General features: G+C 66.1%; 18 protein-coding genes. 6 read left to right on the top strand and 12 right to left on the bottom strand.

Annotation, left to right across the window (positions count from 1 at the left end):
* Positions 1 to 153 precede the first annotated feature (153 nt).
* From ABEA33_RS14950 to ABEA33_RS14925, 6 genes are all read right to left on the bottom strand, one after another.
* Positions 154 to 1,338 (bottom strand): acetylornithine transaminase, encoded by a 1,185-nt coding sequence (locus ABEA33_RS14950; RefSeq protein WP_345527611.1) that lies wholly within the window; start codon positions 1,336 to 1,338, stop codon positions 154 to 156.
* 50 nt (positions 1,339 to 1,388) lie between these two features.
* A complete protein-coding gene (locus ABEA33_RS14945) occupies positions 1,389 to 2,864 on the bottom strand; it encodes an NAD-dependent succinate-semialdehyde dehydrogenase (protein WP_345527610.1) in 1,476 nt (491 codons plus the stop codon).
* A gap of 187 nt (positions 2,865 to 3,051) precedes the next feature.
* Positions 3,052 to 4,515: a glutamine synthetase family protein gene (locus ABEA33_RS14940; protein ID WP_345527609.1), complete on the bottom strand. Its 1,464-nt coding sequence runs from the start codon at positions 4,513 to 4,515 to the stop codon at positions 3,052 to 3,054.
* A gap of 15 nt (positions 4,516 to 4,530) precedes the next feature.
* Positions 4,531 to 6,150, bottom strand: a complete 1,620-nt coding sequence (locus tag ABEA33_RS14935; protein WP_345527608.1) for a hydantoinase B/oxoprolinase family protein — start codon at positions 6,148 to 6,150, stop codon at positions 4,531 to 4,533.
* Positions 6,147 to 8,216 (bottom strand): hydantoinase/oxoprolinase family protein, encoded by a 2,070-nt coding sequence (locus ABEA33_RS14930; protein WP_345527607.1) that lies wholly within the window; start codon positions 8,214 to 8,216, stop codon positions 6,147 to 6,149. The genes ABEA33_RS14935 and ABEA33_RS14930 overlap by 4 nt, the downstream gene beginning before the upstream one ends.
* Positions 8,213 to 8,950 carry a gamma-glutamyl-gamma-aminobutyrate hydrolase family protein gene (locus ABEA33_RS14925; protein ID WP_345527606.1) on the bottom strand — a complete coding sequence of 246 codons (738 nt, stop codon included), beginning with the start codon at positions 8,948 to 8,950 and terminating at the stop codon, positions 8,213 to 8,215. The genes ABEA33_RS14930 and ABEA33_RS14925 overlap by 4 nt, the downstream gene beginning before the upstream one ends.
* 17 nt (positions 8,951 to 8,967) lie before the next feature.
* On the opposite strand from ABEA33_RS14925, the gene ABEA33_RS14920 reads away from it, so the two are divergent.
* From ABEA33_RS14920 to ABEA33_RS14910, 3 genes are all read left to right on the top strand, one after another.
* The gene (locus ABEA33_RS14920; protein ID WP_345527605.1) at positions 8,968 to 9,819 is read left to right on the top strand and encodes a pyridoxamine 5'-phosphate oxidase family protein; all 852 of its coding nucleotides are present in this window, start codon (positions 8,968 to 8,970) and stop codon (positions 9,817 to 9,819) included.
* Between the two features lie 11 nt (positions 9,820 to 9,830).
* Positions 9,831 to 10,079 carry a twin-arginine translocase TatA/TatE family subunit gene (gene tatA / locus ABEA33_RS14915; protein WP_345527990.1) on the top strand — a complete coding sequence of 83 codons (249 nt, stop codon included), beginning with the start codon at positions 9,831 to 9,833 and terminating at the stop codon, positions 10,077 to 10,079.
* Between the two features lie 78 nt (positions 10,080 to 10,157).
* Positions 10,158 to 11,555: an aspartate aminotransferase family protein gene (locus ABEA33_RS14910; protein ID WP_345527604.1), complete on the top strand. Its 1,398-nt coding sequence runs from the start codon at positions 10,158 to 10,160 to the stop codon at positions 11,553 to 11,555.
* A gap of 752 nt (positions 11,556 to 12,307) precedes the next feature.
* Here ABEA33_RS14910 and ABEA33_RS14905 read toward each other — a convergent pair.
* Entirely contained in the window at positions 12,308 to 12,493 is a 186-nt protein-coding gene (locus ABEA33_RS14905) for a hypothetical protein (RefSeq protein WP_345527602.1), read from the bottom strand.
* Between the two features lie 27 nt (positions 12,494 to 12,520).
* Here ABEA33_RS14905 and ABEA33_RS14900 point away from each other — a divergent pair, with 27 nt between their 5' ends.
* The 3 genes from ABEA33_RS14900 (at position 12,521) to ABEA33_RS14890 (ending at position 15,783) form a co-directional block, all read left to right on the top strand.
* Positions 12,521 to 12,739 (top strand): LuxR C-terminal-related transcriptional regulator, encoded by a 219-nt coding sequence (locus ABEA33_RS14900; RefSeq protein WP_345527600.1) that lies wholly within the window; start codon positions 12,521 to 12,523, stop codon positions 12,737 to 12,739.
* 142 nt (positions 12,740 to 12,881) lie between these two features.
* Positions 12,882 to 14,588, top strand: a complete 1,707-nt coding sequence (locus tag ABEA33_RS14895; protein WP_345527599.1) for an AMP-binding protein — start codon at positions 12,882 to 12,884, stop codon at positions 14,586 to 14,588.
* 52 nt (positions 14,589 to 14,640) lie between these two features.
* On the top strand, positions 14,641 to 15,783 hold the full coding sequence (locus tag ABEA33_RS14890) for an acyl-CoA dehydrogenase family protein (RefSeq protein WP_345527598.1): 1,143 nt from the start codon (positions 14,641 to 14,643) through the stop codon (positions 15,781 to 15,783).
* Between the two features lie 860 nt (positions 15,784 to 16,643).
* Here ABEA33_RS14890 and ABEA33_RS14885 read toward each other — a convergent pair.
* The 5 genes from ABEA33_RS14885 to ABEA33_RS14865 are packed head-to-tail and all read right to left on the bottom strand — an operon-like array spanning position 16,644 to position 20,957.
* Positions 16,644 to 17,429 (bottom strand): HAD family hydrolase, encoded by a 786-nt coding sequence (locus ABEA33_RS14885; protein ID WP_345527597.1) that lies wholly within the window; start codon positions 17,427 to 17,429, stop codon positions 16,644 to 16,646.
* Positions 17,426 to 18,169 (bottom strand): LOG family protein, encoded by a 744-nt coding sequence (locus ABEA33_RS14880; RefSeq protein WP_486348357.1) that lies wholly within the window; start codon positions 18,167 to 18,169, stop codon positions 17,426 to 17,428. Before ABEA33_RS14880 ends, ABEA33_RS14885 begins: the two co-directional genes overlap by 4 nt.
* Positions 18,162 to 18,869, bottom strand: coding sequence for a DUF1097 domain-containing protein (locus tag ABEA33_RS14875; protein ID WP_345527596.1), 708 nt, complete (start codon positions 18,867 to 18,869; stop codon positions 18,162 to 18,164). Before ABEA33_RS14875 ends, ABEA33_RS14880 begins: the two co-directional genes overlap by 8 nt.
* Positions 18,870 to 18,903: 34 nt before the next feature.
* On the bottom strand, positions 18,904 to 19,947 hold the full coding sequence (locus ABEA33_RS14870; RefSeq protein WP_345527595.1) for a carbon-nitrogen hydrolase family protein: 1,044 nt from the start codon (positions 19,945 to 19,947) through the stop codon (positions 18,904 to 18,906).
* Entirely contained in the window at positions 19,944 to 20,957 is a 1,014-nt protein-coding gene (locus ABEA33_RS14865; RefSeq protein ID WP_345527594.1) for an SIS domain-containing protein, read from the bottom strand. The genes ABEA33_RS14870 and ABEA33_RS14865 overlap by 4 nt, the downstream gene beginning before the upstream one ends.
* Positions 20,958 to 20,980: the final 23 nt, after the last annotated feature.

Raw genomic sequence — 20,980 nt, 5'->3', positions numbered from 1 at the left:
TCGCTCGCGCCCTCGTCAAGAGCTCCGGTCAGCAGAGACGCGATGTTCACGATCCCGAAACATCTCGGCGCTCACTGATCGCCGTACATCAGTGCGCGCAACAAAGACGCGTCACGTCGGCGACGGGGCTGCGGAGAAACAGTTGAGGTCCTACTACTTCACGACACGGTCGAGGATGGCCGGCAGGCACGACACGAACCGTTGGACGTCGTCGCTCGTCACTATGAGCGGCGGCGCCAGTCGGACAACGTTGGGGGTTGCCGCATTGAGGAGATACCCGCTGTCGCGCGCGAGCTGCACGACCTTTCCTGCAGTGGCCGAGCTGAGTTCCAGGCCAATGAGCAGCCCAGCCCCTCTCACCGATGCCACCATTGGGTGCTGAAGGTGCTCGATGCTCGTCCGCAGCATTCGTCCGATCTGTGCTGCGTGATCTACCAGACCTGCCGAGTCAATCTCGTCAAGCACAGCGTGAGCCGCAGCGACGCTGACGGCGTTCCCACCGAACGTGGCTCCGTGATCCCCTGGCTGGAGCAGGTCTGCCGCTCCCTCCGTTGCTAGGCACACGCCAATGGGGAGTCCTCCCGCAAGACCTTTGGCCAAAGTGACGACGTCAGGGTCAATCCCCTCCCTCTCGTGCGCGAAGAAGGATCCCGTTCTCGCGACGCCGGTCTGTACCTCGTCGAGTACGAGCAGTGACCCGTACTCGCGAGTGATCCGCCTCGCCTGCGACAAATAGCCCGCCGGCGGTACGACGATGCCCCCCTCGCCGAGGATTGGCTCGAGGACCACCGCGGCGGTGCGGTCGTCGACGGCTCTCTCCAACGCTGCACTGTCCCCGTAGGGCACGAACTGCACGTCGGGCAAGAGTGGAGTGAACGGGTCCTGCTTTGCGGGTTGGCCCGTGACGGACAGGGCTCCTAGAGTCCGCCCGTGAAATCCTCCTTCGGCCGCCACGATCTTGGGCCGCCCGGTTCGACGAGAGATCTTGAGCGCGGCCTCGTTCGCCTCCGTTCCAGAGTTGCAGAAGAACGCCTTGGCGGGTTGAGCGAGGTGGGCAGTCAACCTCTCGGCCAGTTCAACGACGCCAGGCGTCATGAACAGATTGGACGTGTGACAGAGTCGGCCCACTTGCTCTGAGACTGCCCGGATGATCGCCGGGTGGCGATGCCCGAGCGTGTTGACGGCGATACCGCCCGTGAAGTCGACGAAGCGGCGTCCCTCAGTATCGAAGACATTGATGCCTTCGCCATACACGAGAGCCAGGCTCGGCGTGCCATAGGTGTTCATGACCGAGGACTGCCAGCGGCGCTGCCAGTCGACGGTCAGTTCTGAAGACATCGCGGCTCTCCGGCCCGTCTGTTCTGGCGAGGGAGCAGGAGGTTGTGCGCTCACGTAAGGGCCACGTACTTCGTCGCCAGGTACTCCTCGATGCCCTCGGCCCCGCCCTCACGTCCGAGCCCTGACTGCTTGATGCCACCAAATGGGGCAGCGACATCGGAAATGATCCCGCGGTTCACCCCCACCATGCCGGCCTGGAGGTTGCCGGCGACGCGCATGCAGCGCTCGTGGTCGGTGCTAAAGAAGTAGGCGGCGAGCCCGTACTCCGTCGCATTCGCGGCCGCCAGTGCGTCGGCCTCGTCTGTGAATCGACTGACGAGAGCGACGGGGCCGAACACCTCCTCGCGCGTGCATTGGGCATCCAAGGGAACCCGGTCGATGAGCGTTGGAGGGAAGAAGTAGCCCGGACCCTCCAGCAGATGGCCGCCCATGCGAAGTTGTGCGCCCTCAGCGAGGGCACTATCGACGATCTGGGCGACCTTGGCCTGCTGACCACGGCTCACCAGCGGCCCGAGGGTGACGCCGTCATCGCACCCAGGCCCCAATCGGAGAAGGTCGAGTCCCTTCGAGAACTTCTCGACAAATTCGTCCGCGACGCGCTCGTGCACTAGGAACCGGTTAGCGGCCGTACACGCTTGACCACCGTTGCGCAGCTTGGCTGCCAGTGCCCCGACGACAGCCTGGTCGAGATCGGCATCGTCGAACACGATGAAAGGTGCGCATCCACCGAGTTCCATCGAGGTGCGAAGGACCGTCGAAGCTGCTTGACGCAGAATCTCGCGCCCGACCGGGGTCGAACCCGTGAAGCTGACCTTTCGCAGTCGGTCATCTTGCATGAGCGCACTTACGACCTCAGCGGGCCGCGTCGTTGGAACGATCGCCAGGGCCCCCGGCGGAAGGCCTGCTTCGGACAGCAGCGCGGCTAGCGCCAGCATGGTGAGAGGGGTCTCCGCAGCGGGTTTCACGATAATCGTGTTGCCAGCGGCGAGTGCCGGCGCGATCTTGCGCGTGCCCATGGCCAATGGGAAGTTCCACGGTGTGATGGCCAGACACGGCCCTACCGGCTCCTTAGCGACCAGGATTCGCCCGGAGCCTCCCGGGGACTCCATGAATCGGCCGCTGATCCGCACGGCCTCTTCGGCGAACCACCTGAGGAACTCGGCGCCGTAAGCAAGCTCTGCGTAGCTGTCTGGCAGGGCTCGACCCAGCTCAAGGCTCATCAAGGCCGCCAGCTCGCTGCGACGTTCGAGCACCAGCCGATGGGCGTTCATCAAGACCGTGGAGCGATCGCGGGCCGACGTGGAAGCCCATTCCCGGCTGGCCTGCACGGCACTGTCGAGAGCCCGGGAGGCGTCTTGCGGCCCCGCGTCGGCAACTTGGGCGATGGGCAACTGTGTGGCCGGGTCCTCAACGTCGAAGGTGGCGCCGGCGGACGCGTCTCGACTAGCGCCGTTGATCCACAGACCCTTCGGGACATGGGTCAGGTAGGACTGCGCCAGCTCTGCGGCGGACGGGTGATGCGTCATGACTCGCTCCTCGCGAGGTTGCGCCTCGGCGCAGCACGAGGGATGACCTGCGCGATGCCGAGAGGGAGGACTTGGCTCTGTCGCCGCAGTGTTCAGGCGCGCCGGACCAGCGGGCGGGGAGTGTGTTCAGCGGCTGGGCCGAGCAGCGGCGCCGTGTCTGGCGCCGCTGCTCGGCCCAGCGTCAGCGTCAGTACATCTCGAAGTACTCGCGGTGCTCCCACTCGGTGACCTCGCCCATGAAGCGGTCCATCTCAAATTCCTTCATCGAGGCGTAGTAGTCCACGAAGCCGTCGCCGAACGCCCGTCGATAGAGGTCGCTGTTCTTGAGCGCCTCGACCGCTTGGTAGAGGTTGCGCGGCAGCGGCGGCTTGCCGGAAGCGTACGGGTCGCCGGTCGACGCCGGCCCCGGGTCGACCTTGCGGTCGACACCGTCAAGACCCGCGACGATCTGCGAGGCCATGTAGAGGTAAGGGTTGGCCATGGGTTCGCCGGCCCGGTTCTCGATGTGCGTGTGCTTGTCGCCGGGCTGGCCGATCACTCGGATGAGGGCACCGCGGTTTTCCGAGGTCCAACTGGCGTTCGTGGGAGCCAGCGAATGCGGCTTGTACCGCTTGTAGCCATTGACCGAGGGCGTCGCGAAGATGCTCGCCTCGTTGGCATGCTCGAGCACGCCACCGACGAAGTGCTGACCGAGTTCGGACAGGTAGTCACTGCCTTCCGAGACGAAAGTGTTCTCACCGGTCTCGACGTCAGTCAGCGACTCGTGCAGGTGCCATCCCGAGGAGAAGAAGTTCGGCAGTCCGGGCCTCGCCATGAACGTGGCGTGGTACCCCATTCGCCGGCAGACCTGCTTGATGGCGGTGCGGAAGTACACCATGTTGTCGGCGGCTTCGAGCCCCTGCGCGATGTCGAAGACGAACTCGCACTGACCCGGGCCCCACTCGTCCTCCATGCTGTTGAGCGGAAGCCCGAGCCCGAGGATCGCGTCTTGCAGCGGAAGCAGGATGTGCTCGATCTCGTCGTTGCGGCTGTCGGTGAGGTACTGAAAACCGTGCGCAATCGCCTCGACCTCAGGCGGCTCGGGCGGCCAGCCCGACGACTCCGGCGAGAGCTTCGGGTCCAGCAGCTTGGTGATGTAGAACTCGACCTCGAGGCCGGCGGTGTAGGTGTAGCCGCGACGGGCCAGCTCGTCGACCTGCTTGCGCATGATGCTGCGGGTGCAGAGGCTGGAGGGGCGCCCGTTGGTGTAGTACATGTCCGAGAGAATCCAGCCGCTCCCAGCTGACCACGGGACGAGCTTGAACGTCAGCGGATCCGGCACGATGACGGTGTCCGACATGCCCTCGATCTCCTCGATCCCGAGGCCACCTCCGTCAGCGAAGAAGGGCTTGACCGGGTTGTTGGTCGTGTCCATGAGCAGCAAAGCGCCCTGGAGGTCACGGCCGTCGACAAGACTTCTGAGGAAGTCCGGCACGAGCAGAGTCTTTCCACGGATGAGCCCGTGCTGGTCGACCCAACCGATGCGGATACGGCTGATGCCTTCCTTCTCGATGCGTACACGCAGGTCCTCGGCAGCGGCTCGCTGCTCGTCGGACCAGAGACCGTGCTTCTCGATAAACCCGACGTTGCCGCGGGACGATTCGTTGCTCATGAGTCTCTGCTCTCCTTAGTCCTGCACCTGAGAACCGGCTGGGGCACCGTAGCCGCCCCCGCCAGCGCTCTCAAACGAGATGGTTTCGCCCTGCTTGATGCGCAGATAGCCCTTGGGAGGCATGACCTCCCAGGTGCCATCGGCGCGCTGGAGCCGAACCCGAGCCGGCTTGCCGTTGTGACCGCCCTGCGCTCCCTGAGCGACGTTGATCGGGAGGCTCTGCTCGATGTAGTACGGGCCTTCTGCTTCACCAGTCAGCAACTTGTAGTCCCGGCGGATGCCCATCCCGCCTGGCTGGTTTCCGGTCCCACCCGATCCGTCGATCAACTCTGTGCGCTCGATCCGCCACGGGTACTCCAGTTCGGCCACCTCGACCGGCAGGAGCGCGCAGTTGCCGAGGTAGCTGTCGACGCCGTTTTCACCAGGCGCCTGTCGAGTCGCGCCGCCACCACCGCCGATGACGTCTGCCATCATTACTAGCCTGCCGGTGTACGGGTCCTTCGCTTGGAAGTTGAACGTCGGGAACGACACATGGCTCGAAGCCGCCGCTCGGTCAGGAACCAGTTGTCCGATGGCGAGGCAGAGAACATCTGCGAACCTCTGCGCTGTGGCGTGCCTACCGCCGACGCCGGCGGGGTGGCGCGGATTCAGAATCGAACCCTCACGTGCCTGCACCCGGACTTGCTGCATCATGCCGTCGTTCATCCGTAGATCGGGTCCGAGGTGTGATCGAAGGGCGAAGTACGCAGCGCAGCAGGTGCTGGACCATGGGACGTTGATCGAGCCCTTCACCTCGTCGGAACTCTCGCTCGCGTCGACGACGAGCATGCCGTCTTCGACCCGCACGGTGACCGCGACACGAACAGGCGTGTCAATGTCGTAGACGTCGAAGTCGAGGTAGCCGACTGCGCTTGCCTCTCCAGTTGGCCAGGAGCTCAGCTCGGCGACGACCCGCTCTCGGGTGTCGTTGAGGAGCGCGCTCATGGCATTGGCGACTAGGGCACCACCGTGGTGATCACACAGCTCGACGAGGCGTTCTGCCGCGCGGCGACAGGCAGCGATCTGCGCTTCGAGGTCGCCGAGCGTGGACTGCGGCGCCCTGACGTTGGCTGCGATGACGTCGAACAGTGCCTGGTTGCGCACACCGCGCTGAACGAGAAGCACGCCAGGGAGGACGAGCCCTTCCTGGAAGAGGGACGTGCAGTCTGCACTGTCACCTGACTGGGCACCGCCAACATCGATGTGGTGCGTGACCGAGCCGGCGTAGCCGCGCAGCTTCCCTTGGTGGTAGATCGGCATAAAGATCTCGACGTCCGGTGTGTGCGTGCCACCCCGGTACGGGTCGTTGACGATCAGCACGTCGCCCTCGTCGAGAGTGCCGAACTTGGTCAGCGCGACCTGGAGTCCGAACTGCATGACCCCGAGGTGCGCGGGAATCGCCTCCGCGTGGGCGATCATTTGCGCGTCGGCGTCGAACAGCCCGCACGAGTAGTCCTCCATCTCTCGGATGATCGGAGAGAACGACGCGCGGTACTGGACCGCCGCCATCTCCTCAGCGATCGCGACGAAGGCGCTGGAGAGGATTTCCTGGGTGACCGGGTCGAGTGGATCCGCGACCGCGACAGGGTTGGTCATCGTGCGACCTCTTCCTTGGTGAGGATGACGGTTTCGAACTCGCCCCTGCTGGCCGTCCAGCCGGGCGGCACGTGGATGGTGGTGTCGTCTTCCTGCAGAACGAGCGGGCCTGACTCCGGCTTGTCGGACGCGATCGCAGCCCGGCTCAGGATCCGGTGTGGCAGCCGCTGTCCCACCCCACCGATGTCGCGGGTTCCCATCTCGGCCGTCGGAGCTGCCGAGGCCACCCGCGCGAGCTGGCTCACCGAGTTCGCGACGGGGCCGATGGCGCGCCCCCGAAGGTTCACCACCTCGAGGTCGAGATGGCGCAAGTCGTGGCCATAGGTGTCCTTGTGGACCGAATGGAAGCGCTCGGTCACCGCGAGCATGGCGTCGTCGTCGACGCCCTCGGTGACCGGGATGGAGAGCTCGTAGGCCTGGCCGAGGTAGCGGATGTCCACGGACAGCTCGACGCGCGACGCCTCGTCTGCGAAGCCCGCCTCTTGGAGACGTCGTTCCCCCTCCTTCTTGACCGTTTCAAGGCCAGGCCCCACGAGGTCTGCGCGTAGCGAACGATCCCGCTTGGTCCAGGGCTGCGTGATGTCGTACTGGACGTCGCTCAGGAGGAGCCCCAGGGCGCACGCCGCGCCGGGGGCCGGAGGGATGAGCACGGTCGTCATGTCCAGCTCGTCCGCCAATGCCGCGGCGTGCATAGGCCCCGCGCCGCCGAAGGCGACAAGCGTCAGCTCTCGTGGGTCGTGACCTCGCGAGACCGAGGCGACTCGGAGCGCGGTGGCCATCTTGGCGTTGGCGACCCGCATGATGCCCTCGGCCGCCTCGTAGACACCGATGCCTAGCGGCCGGGCCACGTGCTCCTCGATGGCGGCGGAGGCTGCTGCCACGTCCAGCCGGACCGAGTCCCCGAGTACGCGGCCGGTCGGGAGAAGGCCGAGGACTAGGTGCGCGTCCGTGATGGTCGGCCGGTCACCTCCCTTGCCGTAGCCAGCGGGCCCCGGGTCGGCCCCCGCGCTCTCGGGGCCGACCCTCAGAGCACCGAAGCCATCCACTGACGCGATCGACCCGCCACCGGCTCCGACCGACAGGATGTCCATCTGCGGAAGGTTGATGGGATGGCCGCCGGCGTCACCGCGAAAATTCAACTGGGGTTGGCCATCGAGGACCAGGGCCACGTCGGCAGTGGTGCCACCCATGTCGAATGTGAGCAGGTTCTTGACCCCTACGTGCCGGGCGACGGTTGCCACACCCATCACTCCGGCTGCCGGGCCGGAGGCGACGAGGCTGACCGGCAGCTTGGCCGCGTCCGAGGCCGGCGCCAAGCCGCCGTTTGATCGCATCATGAGCAGGGTTGCGGGGACCTCGCGCTGCTCAACGCCCTCAACGACCTCTTCCAGGTACCCACCGACGAGTGGTAGGAGTGATGCGTTCAGGACCGTGGTGCTGGTGCGCTGGTACTCCCTGAACTCTGGAGAGACTTCGCTGGAGATCGAGACGGGCACCCCGGGTAGGAGCTCCAGCAGCAGGTCCCGAGCCTGACGTTCATGCGCGGCGTTCGCGAAGGAGAAGAGGAACGCAATGGCCACGGCCTCGACGCCTTCGTCGCGGAATCGCTGTGCGGCCTGAGCGACGTCTTCGACCATCAGAGGTCGGACGACGTCACCGTCAGGCCCCACGCGTTCGTCGACCTCGAGCCTCAGCTCTCGCGGGGAGACAGGCGGCTTTCTCGACTCGCCAAGGTCGTAGAGTGTGGCGCGCTGCTGAGTGCCGATCTCCAGAACGTCTCGGAAGCCCTTGGTCGTCAGGAGCCCGGTCCTCGCGAGCTGGTCGGTGACGATGGCGTTGGTAGCCACGGTCGAGCCATGGGAGAGGTACTGAATGGCCTCCACAGGGACTTGGGTTCGCTCGGCGATCGCGCTGAGTGCCGCGAGCACGCCTCGTGCGAACTGCGGGGGCGTCGTTGGCACCTTGGTCACGGACAGCCCGTTATCGGGGTCCAGCATGACCGCATCCGTGAACGTTCCTCCGACATCGATCCCGACGCGGTTACCGGCATTACGTCGCTGGCTCATCGCTTGCCCTCAACCCCTTTGTCGTGACGTTCGATCGCGACCGCGACGAACTGGTCAAACACCTTCAACTCATCTCCCATCTCCGGGTGCCATTGCACCCCGTGGATCCAGGTCGCGGTCTTGTGACAGGCGGCTTCGATCGTTCCGTCTGGCGCCCATGCCCAGGGCTCGAGATCAGGCGCTACCTGATCGAGCGCCTGATGGTGATACGAGGGGACCGACGAGATCTCACGGGCGCCCGTGACCGGGTTCACGAGGCTGACCTCGTGGCGGACGAACTCGTCAGCCCTGGCCAGGTGATCGTGATGGCCGACCGTTTCGGGCAGGTGCTGGGTGAGGGACCCCCCGAGGGCGACGTTCAAAACTTGCAGACCTCGGCAGATGGCCAGCATCGGGAGGTCGCGTGCGATCGCTGCACGGGTCAGGGCCAGGTCGGTGACGTCACGCGGCTCGTCAGCCGGGACTGTCATCTCGTGCGGGTCTGCTCCGTAGTGTGAGGGGTCGACGTCCGCACCACCGATCAGCAGGAGCGCGTCCAGGAGCGTCACGACCTCCTCCGCCGGCACCCCCGGTGGCAGCAACACCGGCACGGCTCCCAGATCGCGCAGACGCTCGAGATAGGCGCTCGGGACAAATACCGCAGGGCGCGACCAAGGCCCGAAGCTGATCGGTCCCTCATTGGCGGCCACGCCGATGATAGGACCTGTGCCAGCACAGTTGCTGTTCTGTGTCATGGCATGCGAGACTAGCAGTGAACGGGCATCCGTCAATCCCCTCAAAGAGCTTGCGACGTAACAGTCGCATTAACGGGCGTTCGGTGACGTGCGGGCATCTCCGCATCGTCCCCGCATCAGCAACCGATGGAAAGGACTACAGGCATATGACGAACGAAACTGGCGCGGCGGGACGCGTCATGCAACGAACCGACCGCACGACCCTGAAGCGCTACCCGGAGCGGGCGTCGTACGACAGGGACTTGATCGACCCGATCCTCGACGAGGCGCTCGTGTGCCACATGGGATTCGTGGTTGATGACCAGCCGTACGTGATCCCCACACTGTGTGCTCGCGTCGGTGACTTCCTCTACCTCCACGGTTCCTCGGCCAGTCGTGCCCTGCGGACGATGAGCAAGGCCCCTCGCGTGTGCGTCACGGCATCACTGATGGACGGCCTCGTCCTCGCGCGATCGGCGTTCTTCCACTCGGTCAACTACCGGGCCGTCGTCGTGCTCGGCGCTGTCACTGAGGTCGAGGATGCCGCCGAGAAGGAACTGGCCCTCGAAGCCTTCACCAATGCCTTGGTTCCCGATCGCTGGTCGGATGTCAGGCGGCCTACGGAGAAGGAGCTCAAGGCCACCAAGGTCCTCCGGATGCCGTTGGACGAGGTGTCGCTCAAGACGCGCAACGGACCCCCGGCCGACGAGGAGGCCGACCTGGCACTCGACGCATGGGCCGGGGTGATCCCTCTCGAGGTTCGCGCACTTCCGGCTGTGCCGGATCCCGCGCTGCGACCCGGCATCAAGATGCCTCGGGCGATCTCCGAGTTCGCGGTGGGAACTGGAGAACACCCGTACGAGCAGCACCAGTCTGGCGGTGCGTCGTAAGCGCATCTCCCCTGCTGATTGGTGGGCTGGGAGCCAGCGAGCTTCTCATCATCTTGGCGGTGCTAGTCCTGCTTTTCGGTGCCACCAAGCTGCCGGAGTTGGCTCAGGGCAGCGGCAGAGCGCTCCGGATCTTCAAGGCGGAGACGAAGGGGCTGATGGACGATGACGGTTCGTCGGCGGGATCGGTCGACGCCGCATCTGTCGACGCAACCGACGTGCTCGGAACTGGGACACGGAGCACGATCGCCAGGGACGACTAGCCGGGACAACGCGGCTGCCGGGCGCCGCTGTCCGCCACCCACATCACCAAGGCCGAGAGCCCGAAAGGACGGAGCCTCATGAGCACTTCACAGTACGACCTGACCGCTGACGGCGGGCGGCGACTTCAGAGGTCGGCGCACGACCATCTCTGGATGCACTTCGCTCGCCACACCGACGCCGACATCCCGGTCATCGTCCGAGGCGAGGGCGCCTACATCTACGACGACCAGGGCAAACGCTACCTCGACGCGCTGGCCGGGCTGTTCGTGAGCCAGCTCGGCCACGGCCGCTCCGACCTCGCCGAGGCCGCCTCGAAGCAGGCCCGGGAGCTGGCCTTCATGCCGTTGTGGTCCTACGCGCACCCGGGTGCGATCGAGCTGGCCGAGAAGGTCGCGGGCTACGCGCCAGGCGACCTCAACCGGGTGTTCTTCACCAGCGGCGGCGGCGAGGCCGTCGAGACCGCGTGGAAGCTCGCCAAGAACTACTTCAAGCTCACCGGCAAACCGATGAAGCACAAGGTCATATCCCGTGCGGTCGCCTACCACGGCACCACTCATGGAGCGCTGTCCATCACGAGTCTTCCGGCACTCAAGCAGCAGTTCGAGCCATTGGTCCCCTCAACATTCCGCGTCGCCAACACCAATGAGTACCGAGCGACCGAGCAGGGAGCTCCGGAAGGCCTCAGCCCAGGGCAATTCGGGCGCTGGGCAGCTGACCAGATCGCCGTCGCGATCGAGAACGAGGGCCCCGACACCGTCGCCGCCGTCTTCCTCGAGCCCGTCCAGAACGCCGGCGGCTGCTTCCCGCCACCGCCCGGGTACTTCCAGCGGGTCCGCGAGATCTGCGACGAGTACGACGTCCTGCTGGTCTCCGACGAGGTCATCTGCGCCTTCGGCCGCCTCGGCCACATCTTCGGCGCGGAGCGCTTCGACTACCAGCCCGACATAATCACCTGCGCCAAGGGCATCACCTCGGGCTACGCGCCCCTCGGCGCCATGATCGCCTCGGACCGGCTCTTCGAGCCGTTCTCGCGCGACGGCAACACTTTCCTGCACGGCTACACCTTCGGCGGCCACCCGGTCTCGACGGCTGTCGGCCTCAAGAACCTCGAGATTTTCGAGGAGGAGAAGGTCCTCGAGAACGTCCGCGGCAACACCGACGCGTTCCGCGCCACCCTCGAGAAGCTGCTTGACCTGCCGATCGTCGGCGACATCCGCGGCGACGGGTACTTCTTCGGCATCGAGCTGGTCAAGGACAAGGCGACCAAGGAGAGCTTCAGCGCCGAGGAGAGCGAGCGCATCCTCTACGGCTTCGTCTCCAAGCAGCTGTACACCGAGGGCCTCTATTGCCGCGCCGACGACCGCGGCGACCCGGTCGTCCAGCTCTCCCCGCCCCTCATCTGCACTCAGGAGCACTTCGACGAGATCGAGCAGATCCTCCGCGTCGTGCTCGACAAGGCCGGCCAGATGCTGTGAGCGGCTTCGCATTCATGAAGCGGCGGCTCTCCGCCCGACGGTGGTAGCCCAGACGAGCCGTGGATTGATGCAGGTTGAGCGCGATGGCCAAGTCCTTGCTACGAGCGGTCGATCATGAATCGCACTCATCCCCAGCTCGCCGAGTCCAGCCGTGCGGGCCAGCGCGAGAACCGGACCAGTCCGGCCGACGACACGAGATTCGGATCATCGGACACTGCCGAGGTCGCGCGGGGCGTGTGGCAAAGTCGCATCTACGAGATGCCCTTCGTGATGGTGGAAATCGGTCCCTAGAGAAGACAGGTTGCCCCAGCCCGTAAGGGCATTCTCACTTCACAACGCGCTCACCCGACCAACCTCATCGGTGGATCGAGGCTACGTGGCGCGCCCTGCGGTTACGCCCTTGCCCGCTCGGGCCACAATCCTCGCGAAGCCCTCGAATCGCCATTGGTCGAACGCGGTCTTCGCGTCGGCGGACCGACCAAAAGACGCGCCTGCTGGTTACCGCAGATCCAGACTCCCTCAGCGGCAAGGCCAAGAGGGCTCGCGAATACGGGGTCGCGATCGTCGCCGATACTGTTCTTCTCGGTCTACTGCTTGGGATGGCTGGCGTGACTCTGCATTGAAGTAGCCGTCAGCGCCCCGCGTCTCTTCGCCGGGACGACGACCGACCTGCTGACTGGCTTGGCCGTTCGGAGGGGATCCGGGGGCGGAAGGCGAGCCGCGGCGGGTGAGCACATGGTCGCCGTCGATGACTACCGGACGGTCGAGTCCATCAGCCACGAGAACGACTTTCCGGTCTTGGGCGACGGCATTAGGCTCGACTCGGAGAGGACCTGGAGCGCTGGGACCTCATCGATCGACGAGCCTCCCAGCTCGCCCCAGAACGACAAGCCGATGATGCCGCACGCAGGGCCGTCGAGCAGGTGCGCGAGGCTCACGCGGAACTGCGAGCCCTCATGTCGAGCGTGGCCGACCCTGATGTGCTGACCCGGCTGGGGAGCATCTCGAGCATCCTCCAACCGGAGCCTGACTCCTCCGCCGTCTGGCTGACTGCGCGCGAGGTCGACGTTCTTTCGCTCGTCGCTCTCGGCTTCTCGTACGCCGAGGTGGCGCGGCTCCATCTCAGCCCGCAGCGCGTGAAGATCTACATGCGCGTCATCGCGGGACGGCTGGGGGCGCACTGACGTCACGAGGCAGTCGTGGTTGCGCGGAGGGTCAGCCTGCTCTTTTGAGCTCGCGGGGCCGCCGGTGAACCTCCCCATCGGGGGATGGTGCGGGCGTGACGGTGACCACACCATGGTCGGGAACCGGACCATGAGGAGAACCATGTCGAGCTCGACCACCGCCCTCCGCGAAGCCCGTGACCTGTTGCTGGAGCTGCGGGAGGACTACGCGTCCGCCGTACAGAGGTTTGAGTGGCCCGACGTTGGCGACACGTTCAACTTCGCACACGATTGGTTCGACCCGTTGGCCCGCGGCAACACGGGGGTCGCGCTGGTCATCGTCGAAGAAGACGGATCGCGGCAGTCGTACACGTTCGACGACATCGCCGCACGGTCGGATCGGCTTGCGGTCTGGCTCCAGCAACATGGCGTGGAGCAAGGGGACAGCGTCATCCTGATGCTCGGCAACCAGTCTGAGCTGTGGGTGTCGATGCTGGCTCTCATGAAGGTTGGGGCGGTGTTGGTGCCGACGACCACTGCTGTCGGGTCGTCGGAACTGATGGACCGGCTGGCTCGCGGAAATGCGCGGCACGTCATCTGCAACCCCGCCGACGCCAGCAAGTTTGACAAGGTTCCGGGTGACTACACCCGAATCGCGGTGGGGGCTGCGGAAGGCTGGCTTGATATCGGTGAGGCCGAGTCGATGGGCGACGTCCGGCCGCAGCATCCGGGCAACTCGTCCACGGACCGACTTCTGCTCTACTTCACCTCCGGGACCACATCTCGGCCCAAGCTCGTCGAGCACACCCACACGTCCTATCCCATCGGCCATCTGACGACGATGTACTGGCTGGGGCTTCGTCCAGGCGACGTCCATCTCAACGTCGCCTCGCCGGGTTGGGCTAAGCACGCGTGGTCCAACTTCTTTGCGCCGTGGCTGGCCGAAGCGACCGTCTTCATCTACAACTACAGTCGCTTCGAACCGGCCGCCTTGCTCGATCAGATCCGCCGGGAGCACGTCACGTCCTTCTGTGCACCGCCCACGGTGTGGCGGATGCTCATCAACGCCGACCTCTCCGGTGGGCCCGGCTCGCTCCGCGAGGCGATCGGCGCCGGTGAGCCGCTGAACCCCGAGGTCATCAGCCAAGTCCAGAAGCAGTGGGGTCTCACGATCCGTGACGGCTTCGGGCAGACCGAGATGACAGCCACGGTGGCGAACTCCCCCGGACAGCCTGTGCGGCCCGGCTCGATGGGCCGCGCCCTCCCCGGCGTCCCCCTGGTCCTGGTCGATCCGATGAACGGCCAGCAGGTTGATGCTTCACAGCCGGATGCCGAGGGTGAGATCTGCCTCGACCTGAGTGCCCGCCCGCTCACACTCATGACTGGCTACCAGGATGACGACGAGCGCAACCAGGCGGCCATGGCGGACGGCTACTACCACACTGGCGATGTGGCCTCCATCGACGCCGAGGGCTACATCACCTATGTGGGACGCACCGATGACGTCTTTAAGGCCAGTGACTACAAGATCAGTCCCTTCGAGCTGGAAAGCGTCCTGATTGAGCATCCGGCGGTAGCAGAAGCGGCAGTAGTGCCGGCCCCTGATCCCGTGCGCCTCGCAGTCCCCAAGGCCTACATCATGCTGAGCCCGGGCTACGAGCCCAGCCGGGAGACCGCCCTGTCGATCCTCGCCTTCGCGCGGGAGAACCTGGCTCCCTACCTCCGTGTGCGCCGGATCGAGTTCTTCGAGCTGCCTAAGACCATCTCGGGCAAGATCCGGCGTGTCGAGCTGCGGGCCCGCGAGGAGGAGAACGCGCAGGAGGACATCGCCACCGAGTGGCGGACGGACATGTTCCCGGAGCTGGCCTAGCAGAGGCCCACAACACAAGCCTCCTTCGTACCACCCTCTTCCGGAGCCCGACATGCCCGCCACCCGTCACCTTCCCACCGAAGAAGCCAGCGACCTCGTCGACCTGACCCGCGACATCTTGTCCAAGGAGGTCCAGCCCAAGGTCTCGCACATCGAACTGACCGCCGAGTTCCCCCGGGACCTGTTCCGCACCTTGGGTCGAGCCGGCCTGCTGTCGCTTCCCTACCCGGAGGAGTTCGGTGGTGGCGGCCAGCCCTATGAGGTCTACCTCCAGGTCCTCGAGGAGATCGCCGCCGTCAGCGCCTCGATCGGAGTTGGGGTGTCTGTGCACGCGCTCTCGTGCTTCGGCCTCTATACGGCAGGCGCCGACGAGCAGAAGGAGGACTGGCTCCCACAGATGCTCTCCGGGGAACAGCTCGGCGCCTACTGTCTCTCCGAAGCACACGCCGGATCCGACCCCGCAGCCATGAGGACGCGCGCCGTCCGCGATGGCGACAGCTACGTCATCAACGGAGCGAAGGCATGGACGACACATGGCGGTGAGGCGGACTTCTACAAGGTCATGGCGCGTACGAGCGATGACGGAGGCCGCGGCATCTCGTGCTTCCTTGTCCCTGCTGAAGTTCCTGGTCTCACGGCCGACACACCGGAGCAGAAGATGGGCCTCATGGGGTCCACGACGGCCACGATGCTCTTCGACAACGTCAAGGTCCCTGTCGCGCGGCGGCTCGGCGACGAGGGCCAAGGTCTCCCCATCGCTCTGGCCGGACTCGACGCCGGGAGGCTCGGCATCGCCGCGGTCGCGACGGGGCTCGCCCAAAGTGCACTGGACGCAGCCATCGCCTATGCCAAGCAGCGCGAGACGTTCGGAAGAGCGATCATCGACCACCAAGGTTTGGGGTTCCTGCTCGCCGACATGTCCGCGGCCGTCGAATCCGCGAGGGCTACTTACCTCGCGGCAGCACGGCTCAAGGACGCCAGCAGGCCGTTCTCACGACAGGCCTCCATCGCCAAGATCGTCTGCACCGACAACGCAATGCGCGTGACCACCGACGCCGTCCAGGTCCTGGGCGGTGCCGGATACACGCGCGACTTTCCCGTCGAGCGCTACATGCGAGAAGCCAAGGTCATGCAGATCTTCGAGGGCACCAACCAGATCCAGCGTCTGGTCATCGCGCGCGACCTCGCCCGTTGACCTGTCCTCAGAGCCGATCGCGCCATGCGCCCTGCCGCTGTCCACGCCTGCGGGCCTGCTTGATCAACCGAGACCCCGGTGGCACATTCGTGGCACGGGCCTAGACGCAGAACAGCCCTTGACTGCCATGTTGGCTGGTCAGGGGCTGTTCCTCTGTTCTAGTCCTGGCACAGGCGAAGACCAAGACCCCCGCGTCGCTCAGCACGCCTACCGATCGCACCGACGCTCGGTCTCCCGGCTCAGAACGAACGCGGGTCACTGACCGACTTCGAACCGAGGTTGTGCATCGCTACGAACGCGGCAACGTCAGCCCACAGAACATTGGCGAAGAACTTGGCCTCAGCAAGTCCACCGTCCTCCGCGTTCTCCGACAATCTGACGTGCCCGTGCGGCCGCAAGGGCAGCGTCTGACATAGCTCTGGCGTATCGCTCCGCCAATGGCCCGCGCGGGTCGCCGGCTACGTCGGGCCCGCTGATCCGCCCAGGGTCCCCTACGCCCTCGCGCTCCACGGGGACTCCCGGGTCTACCTCGACGCCCTCCGTCGACCGACCGCGCTGCCCAACCACCATGACCCGGGCCGCCTCGTTCTGTTCCCGCCCGGCCAAGGGGCCCGGCGTGCCACGATTCACCCGTGGGACTCTTCAAGCGCAGCGAGGCCGTCCGGGCCAAGAAGATCGGGGCTCATGCCCGCTACGTCGACGAGGACGTCAACGCATCCACCTCAAGGTCACCAGCATCGACGGGGAGACGGCGACGATCGACCTCAGCCTCGACCAGACCCGTCAGCTGGTGATCGATCTGACCAACGCCTACGGGGCCTGCCGGCCGGCGCTCTTCGACCAGAAACAGGTCGACCGGATTACCTCGGTCGCGGGCTCGCAGCGGCGGACGGTCGGGTGCCCCGCCACCGGGACTGCTCCGTTCCCCTCTCCACCACGCGCACGTGGGCGGTCGCAGCCGCGCTGACGAGCGACATCGACGTGGCTGACGTCAGGACCAGCTCCGCATGTTCGACCTGGCGGGCGCCCACGTAGGGATTGGGAATGGCGATGCAGGCAAGACCCGCGCCGTGCGCCGCAGCCACACCATGAGGGGTGTCCTCGACGGCTACGACGTCGTCGGGAGCCGCACCGAGTCGGTGCAATGCCAGTCTATAGACGGCTGGGTCCGGCTTGTGGGCGCCGACCTCGTCCCCTCCAGCCAGGACGTCGAAGCCGTCGAGGACTCCTACCCTCCCGAGATGCTCCTCGAGCCACGAGGTCGGGGACGACGACGCAACGGCAAGCGCAACCCCACGCTCTGCCGCCTCGCCGATCCAGTCGCGGATGCCCTGACGGAGGTCGAGGTCCTGATGAAGACCGTCGCGGTACTCGAGGCGCCGACGCCGACTCAGCTCCTCGTCGAAGTGGTCGCCGACCGCTCCCGCCAGCCGACGCATCCGCTGATGGGTGACGTCGCCACCGTGGGGGGCGAAGAAGCCCTCGACGGGTAGGTCCAGGCCCCACTGCTCCCACTCGTAGCGCCAACTCTCGAACAGAGTGGATTCGGTGTCCACCAGGAGTCCGTCGAAGTCCAGGACGACCGCCCGGGGAGTCCACGCGGCCGCCCCTTCCGCGCCGGACCGGGCGGCGCCCCGCGGCGTCACGGCGACCCCTCGGAGCGGCGCATGGCGTCGACGGCCTCGTCGACGTCATCGGTCACGACGACGAGATCGAGGTCGTCGGCCGAGATGACCCCCTCGGCGAGGGCCGAGGTGCGAAGCCAGTCGAGGACACCGCTCCAGTAGTCCACGCCCATCAGCACGACCGGGAAGCGCCGGACCTTTCCTGTCTGCATCAGCGTCAGCGCCTCGAAGATCTCGTCCAGCGTGCCGAATCCGCCCGGCAGGGTGATGAAGCCCTGCGAGTACTTCACGAACATCGTCTTGCGGGCAAAGAAGTACCGGAACCGCACCGGCAGATTCACCCATGGGTTCAACTCGAGTTCGTAGGGCAACTCGACGTCCAGCCCGACACTCACACCACCCTGCCTGCTCGCACCTAGGTTGGCGGCCGCCATGATGCCCGGGCCACCTCCGGTCATCACCGCAAAGCCCGCCCGCGCGAGCTCCTCACCCACCCGAACCGCCACGGCGTACCAGGGATTGCTCTCCGGCGTTCGCGCGGATCCGAACACCGAGACCGTCGGCCCCAGCCCGGACAGCCGGGCGAACCCTTCCAGGAACTCGCCCTGGATGCGCAGCACCCGAAGTGGATCGGTGCCGGCCCACTCCTCCGGGTAGTCGGCGCCACGGCCCAGCAGGACCAGCCCGGGCTGTCCGGAACCACCGGTCGGCGCCGGAGCCGTGGGCTCCGGCGCCGACCAGATCGAAGGCGGCTCAGACACGCTGTGGCTGCGCCGAGCCGTCGCCGTCGACGATGGCCTGATCGCCGCGGCCGAACAGTCCGGTCACCAGGCCAGTGAGCCGGACCGACGCCACACCCAGGAGGATGCCGCACAGCATGCTGACCGAGATGCTGAACCACATCCACCCGTACGGCATGGAGATGACACCGCCGAACGCCCCGGTGCCAGCCGTCGTCGGGTCCGCCAGCGCGGCGACCGTGTTGGGTCCGCCGCCGCCGGACGGGAACCAGAAGTCGAGGCCGGTGGCGATCCAGTAGAAGAAGACGGAGGCAAACGCGCCGAAGCTCGCCGGGACCGACAGCCACTCGTCGAAGGCACCGAGGAGCACGAGTGGGACGGAGAACACCCCGACCCAGAGTGCGATCCCCCAGAAGTCGGGGAAGTCCGCGGTCGTCGACGACAGCGCGATGGTCGCCAGAGCGGCCAGACCGCCGCTCAGGACACCCGTGGCGACCTTCACGATGGCCCGGTTGTCCGCGCCCGCCGCGAAGAAGAAGCCCCAGCCGACGAATCCTGCCGGGACGATCAACTGGAAGTTCCGGGGCAGTTCCAGCCCGTTGCCCAGGTCACCCGCTGTGAACCAGTGGAAGGTGAAGTTGAAGGCGAAGTGCGTCCATGCATAGGCGATCACGCCCACGACGATGGCAAGGGGCAGAGCTGCCCGCATCTTTTCTCTCACGACAGTTCTCTCTCTGTGTGTGGAACGTCCGGAATCAAAGGGAGGTGGTGCAGGGGTGCACCTTCGCCCAATCGATGCTCGGGCGGGACCCGTCCGGGGCCGGATTCGGGGACGGCTCCCGAGCGGCGGGAGCTCGGCCACGGGCGACACCCGCGCCGGCCCGAACGAGCTGCTGGGAGCGGGTGCTGACCTCCAACTGGAAGAGATCCGCCCTCGCGTAGTGGCCGACCGCGTCGAAGTCGAGCTGGGAGCGAGCGATGTCGTCCAGATCGAGCTCGGCCACCAGCAGCGCCTCACCGCCCCGCTCCGGGCCGGCCAGAACCCTGCCGAGCGGATCCACGATCATGCTGGCGCCCTCACTGAGGACGGTCTCGGGCGGCACGTCGAGCGGATAGTCGTCGGGATAATCGCTGCGCCGGACGAACTGGTTGGCACTGAGCACGAAGCAGCGGCCCTCGAGAGCGATGTGACGCATCGTTGCTTCCCAACCCGGCCGGTCATCGGCCGTTGGAGCGCACCAGATCTTGACGCCCTGGTCGTACATGAAAGTGCGCAGTAACGGCATGTAGTTCTCCCAGCAGATGGCGGCACCCACCGGTCCGACGGCGGTGTCCACGACCGTGGGGCGGGCCAGATCGCCCTGGCCCCACACGATCCGCTCGGTGCCGGTCGGGAGCAGCTTGCGTCGGGTTCCGACCAGTCCGTCGTCGGGGTCGATCCACACCACCGCGCAGTACAGGGTGCCACCGTCACGCTCGATGATGCCGACAACCAGGGTTGTCCTGGTGTCAGCAGCGATCCGCTCGAGTTCACGAACCTGAGGCCCGTCGATCTCTACCGCCGCGGCGTGGTAACGGCGGAACCACTCGCGTCCCTCGCTCGTGCGACGCCCGATGGTGGCTCCGAAGGTGATGCCTCGCGGATACCCGCCGAGAAAGGCTTCCGGGAACAGGACCAGCTCGCAGCCCTGCGACGAGGCCTCCTCGGCATACGTGCGCACGATCTCCACCGAGGCGTCGGCGTCGAACGGAACACCCGCAGCCTGGACAACCCCGACGACGCAACGCGAGGTCGTCACAACGTGATACCCGTCATCACGCGCTGCCACGGGTCACGGCCACCATGCATGGTGTCGGGATTCGTCCCCCGCACCCTGGCGAGCTCCGCCGTCAGCAACTGCAGCGGGAGAATGCTCGACATCGGCTGGAGCAGCGGGTGCGTCGTGGTGAACCCGAGCCCGCTCGAGTCGTCGTCACGCATGACCTGCACGGTGGGCATCCCGAGGTCGCCCAGCACCTGCTCGAGCTCTTCCGTGCGACCACCGTCGTTGTGGGGCGGGTCGATCAGCAACCCTGTGACTCCCGGGTGGAAGCTCGCCGGCGTTCCGTGGAGGGCGAACTCAGGGGACATCGCCTCGGTCCACATCCACGCCCCCTCCTTGATCTTGAGCGCCGCCTCCTGTGCCGTGGCCAGGTCGATGCCGAATCCGATGATCAGCAGAGTCTGCGCATCCTTGATCTGGGCCGCCACGCGAGCCGGGTCGCCCAGGGTGAGGGTGGTCTCCAACGCTTGGGGCAGCTTGGCCAGGGCGCTCTCGAACTCCCCGGCCGAGGTGGTGTCCACACCCGCGGCGAGGCGGGCGAGCACCGCGAGGGAGCTGAGGTACGAGACCGTGAAGGTGCCGGCGGTCTCATCGGGACACGTCCGGACGGTGTGGTCGGCTCCCTGGTCAGGCGCTGCCTCACCCACCACCGCGATGGTGGTGGCACCAGCCTCCTTCGCACGACGCAGCGAGGCGTGCGGGAAGGTCTTGGTGCCTCGGTGGCTGATGACGACCGCCTGCTCGCCGGGGCGGATCGTCGCCCACGTGCCGTAGTCGTGAGCGTCGACGGCTCGGGACACGACAGCGCCACCGCTCAGTGTCGTCACCCAGTCCGACGCCACCTTGGCTGCGTGCAGCGAAGTGCCGACGCCGACGAAGCTGACGGGACGCGAGGGGTCCAGATCGGGCACCCACAGGTCGTCGAAGACCTGCCTCACCGCACCCGGGATGGACGCGATCTGGGCATCAAGATTGAAACTGGTCACTGCTTCGACACTTTCTGTTGAGT

Origin of the sequence: Nocardioides endophyticus, from assembly GCF_039543845.1 — a bacterium.
GTDB classification, from domain to species: domain Bacteria; phylum Actinomycetota; class Actinomycetes; order Propionibacteriales; family Nocardioidaceae; genus Nocardioides; species Nocardioides endophyticus.
Note: the sequence above shows the minus strand (reverse complement) of the source record. Positions and strands in the feature narration are given on the sequence as shown.

Coding starts and splice junctions, on each gene's coding strand:
- ABEA33_RS14950 (WP_345527611.1), bottom strand. CDS start 1,338: ATGTCTTCAGAACTGACCGTCGACTGGCAGCGCCGCTGGCAGTCCTCG.
- ABEA33_RS14945 (WP_345527610.1), bottom strand. CDS start 2,864: ATGACGCATCACCCGTCCGCCGCAGAGCTGGCGCAGTCCTACCTGACC.
- ABEA33_RS14940 (WP_345527609.1), bottom strand. CDS start 4,515: ATGAGCAACGAATCGTCCCGCGGCAACGTCGGGTTTATCGAGAAGCAC.
- ABEA33_RS14935 (WP_345527608.1), bottom strand. CDS start 6,150: ATGACCAACCCTGTCGCGGTCGCGGATCCACTCGACCCGGTCACCCAG.
- ABEA33_RS14930 (WP_345527607.1), bottom strand. CDS start 8,216: ATGAGCCAGCGACGTAATGCCGGTAACCGCGTCGGGATCGATGTCGGA.
- ABEA33_RS14925 (WP_345527606.1), bottom strand. CDS start 8,950: ATGACACAGAACAGCAACTGTGCTGGCACAGGTCCTATCATCGGCGTG.
- ABEA33_RS14910 (WP_345527604.1), top strand. CDS start 10,158: ATGAGCACTTCACAGTACGACCTGACCGCTGACGGCGGGCGGCGACTT.
- ABEA33_RS14895 (WP_345527599.1), top strand. CDS start 12,882: ATGTCGAGCTCGACCACCGCCCTCCGCGAAGCCCGTGACCTGTTGCTG.
- ABEA33_RS14890 (WP_345527598.1), top strand. CDS start 14,641: ATGCCCGCCACCCGTCACCTTCCCACCGAAGAAGCCAGCGACCTCGTC.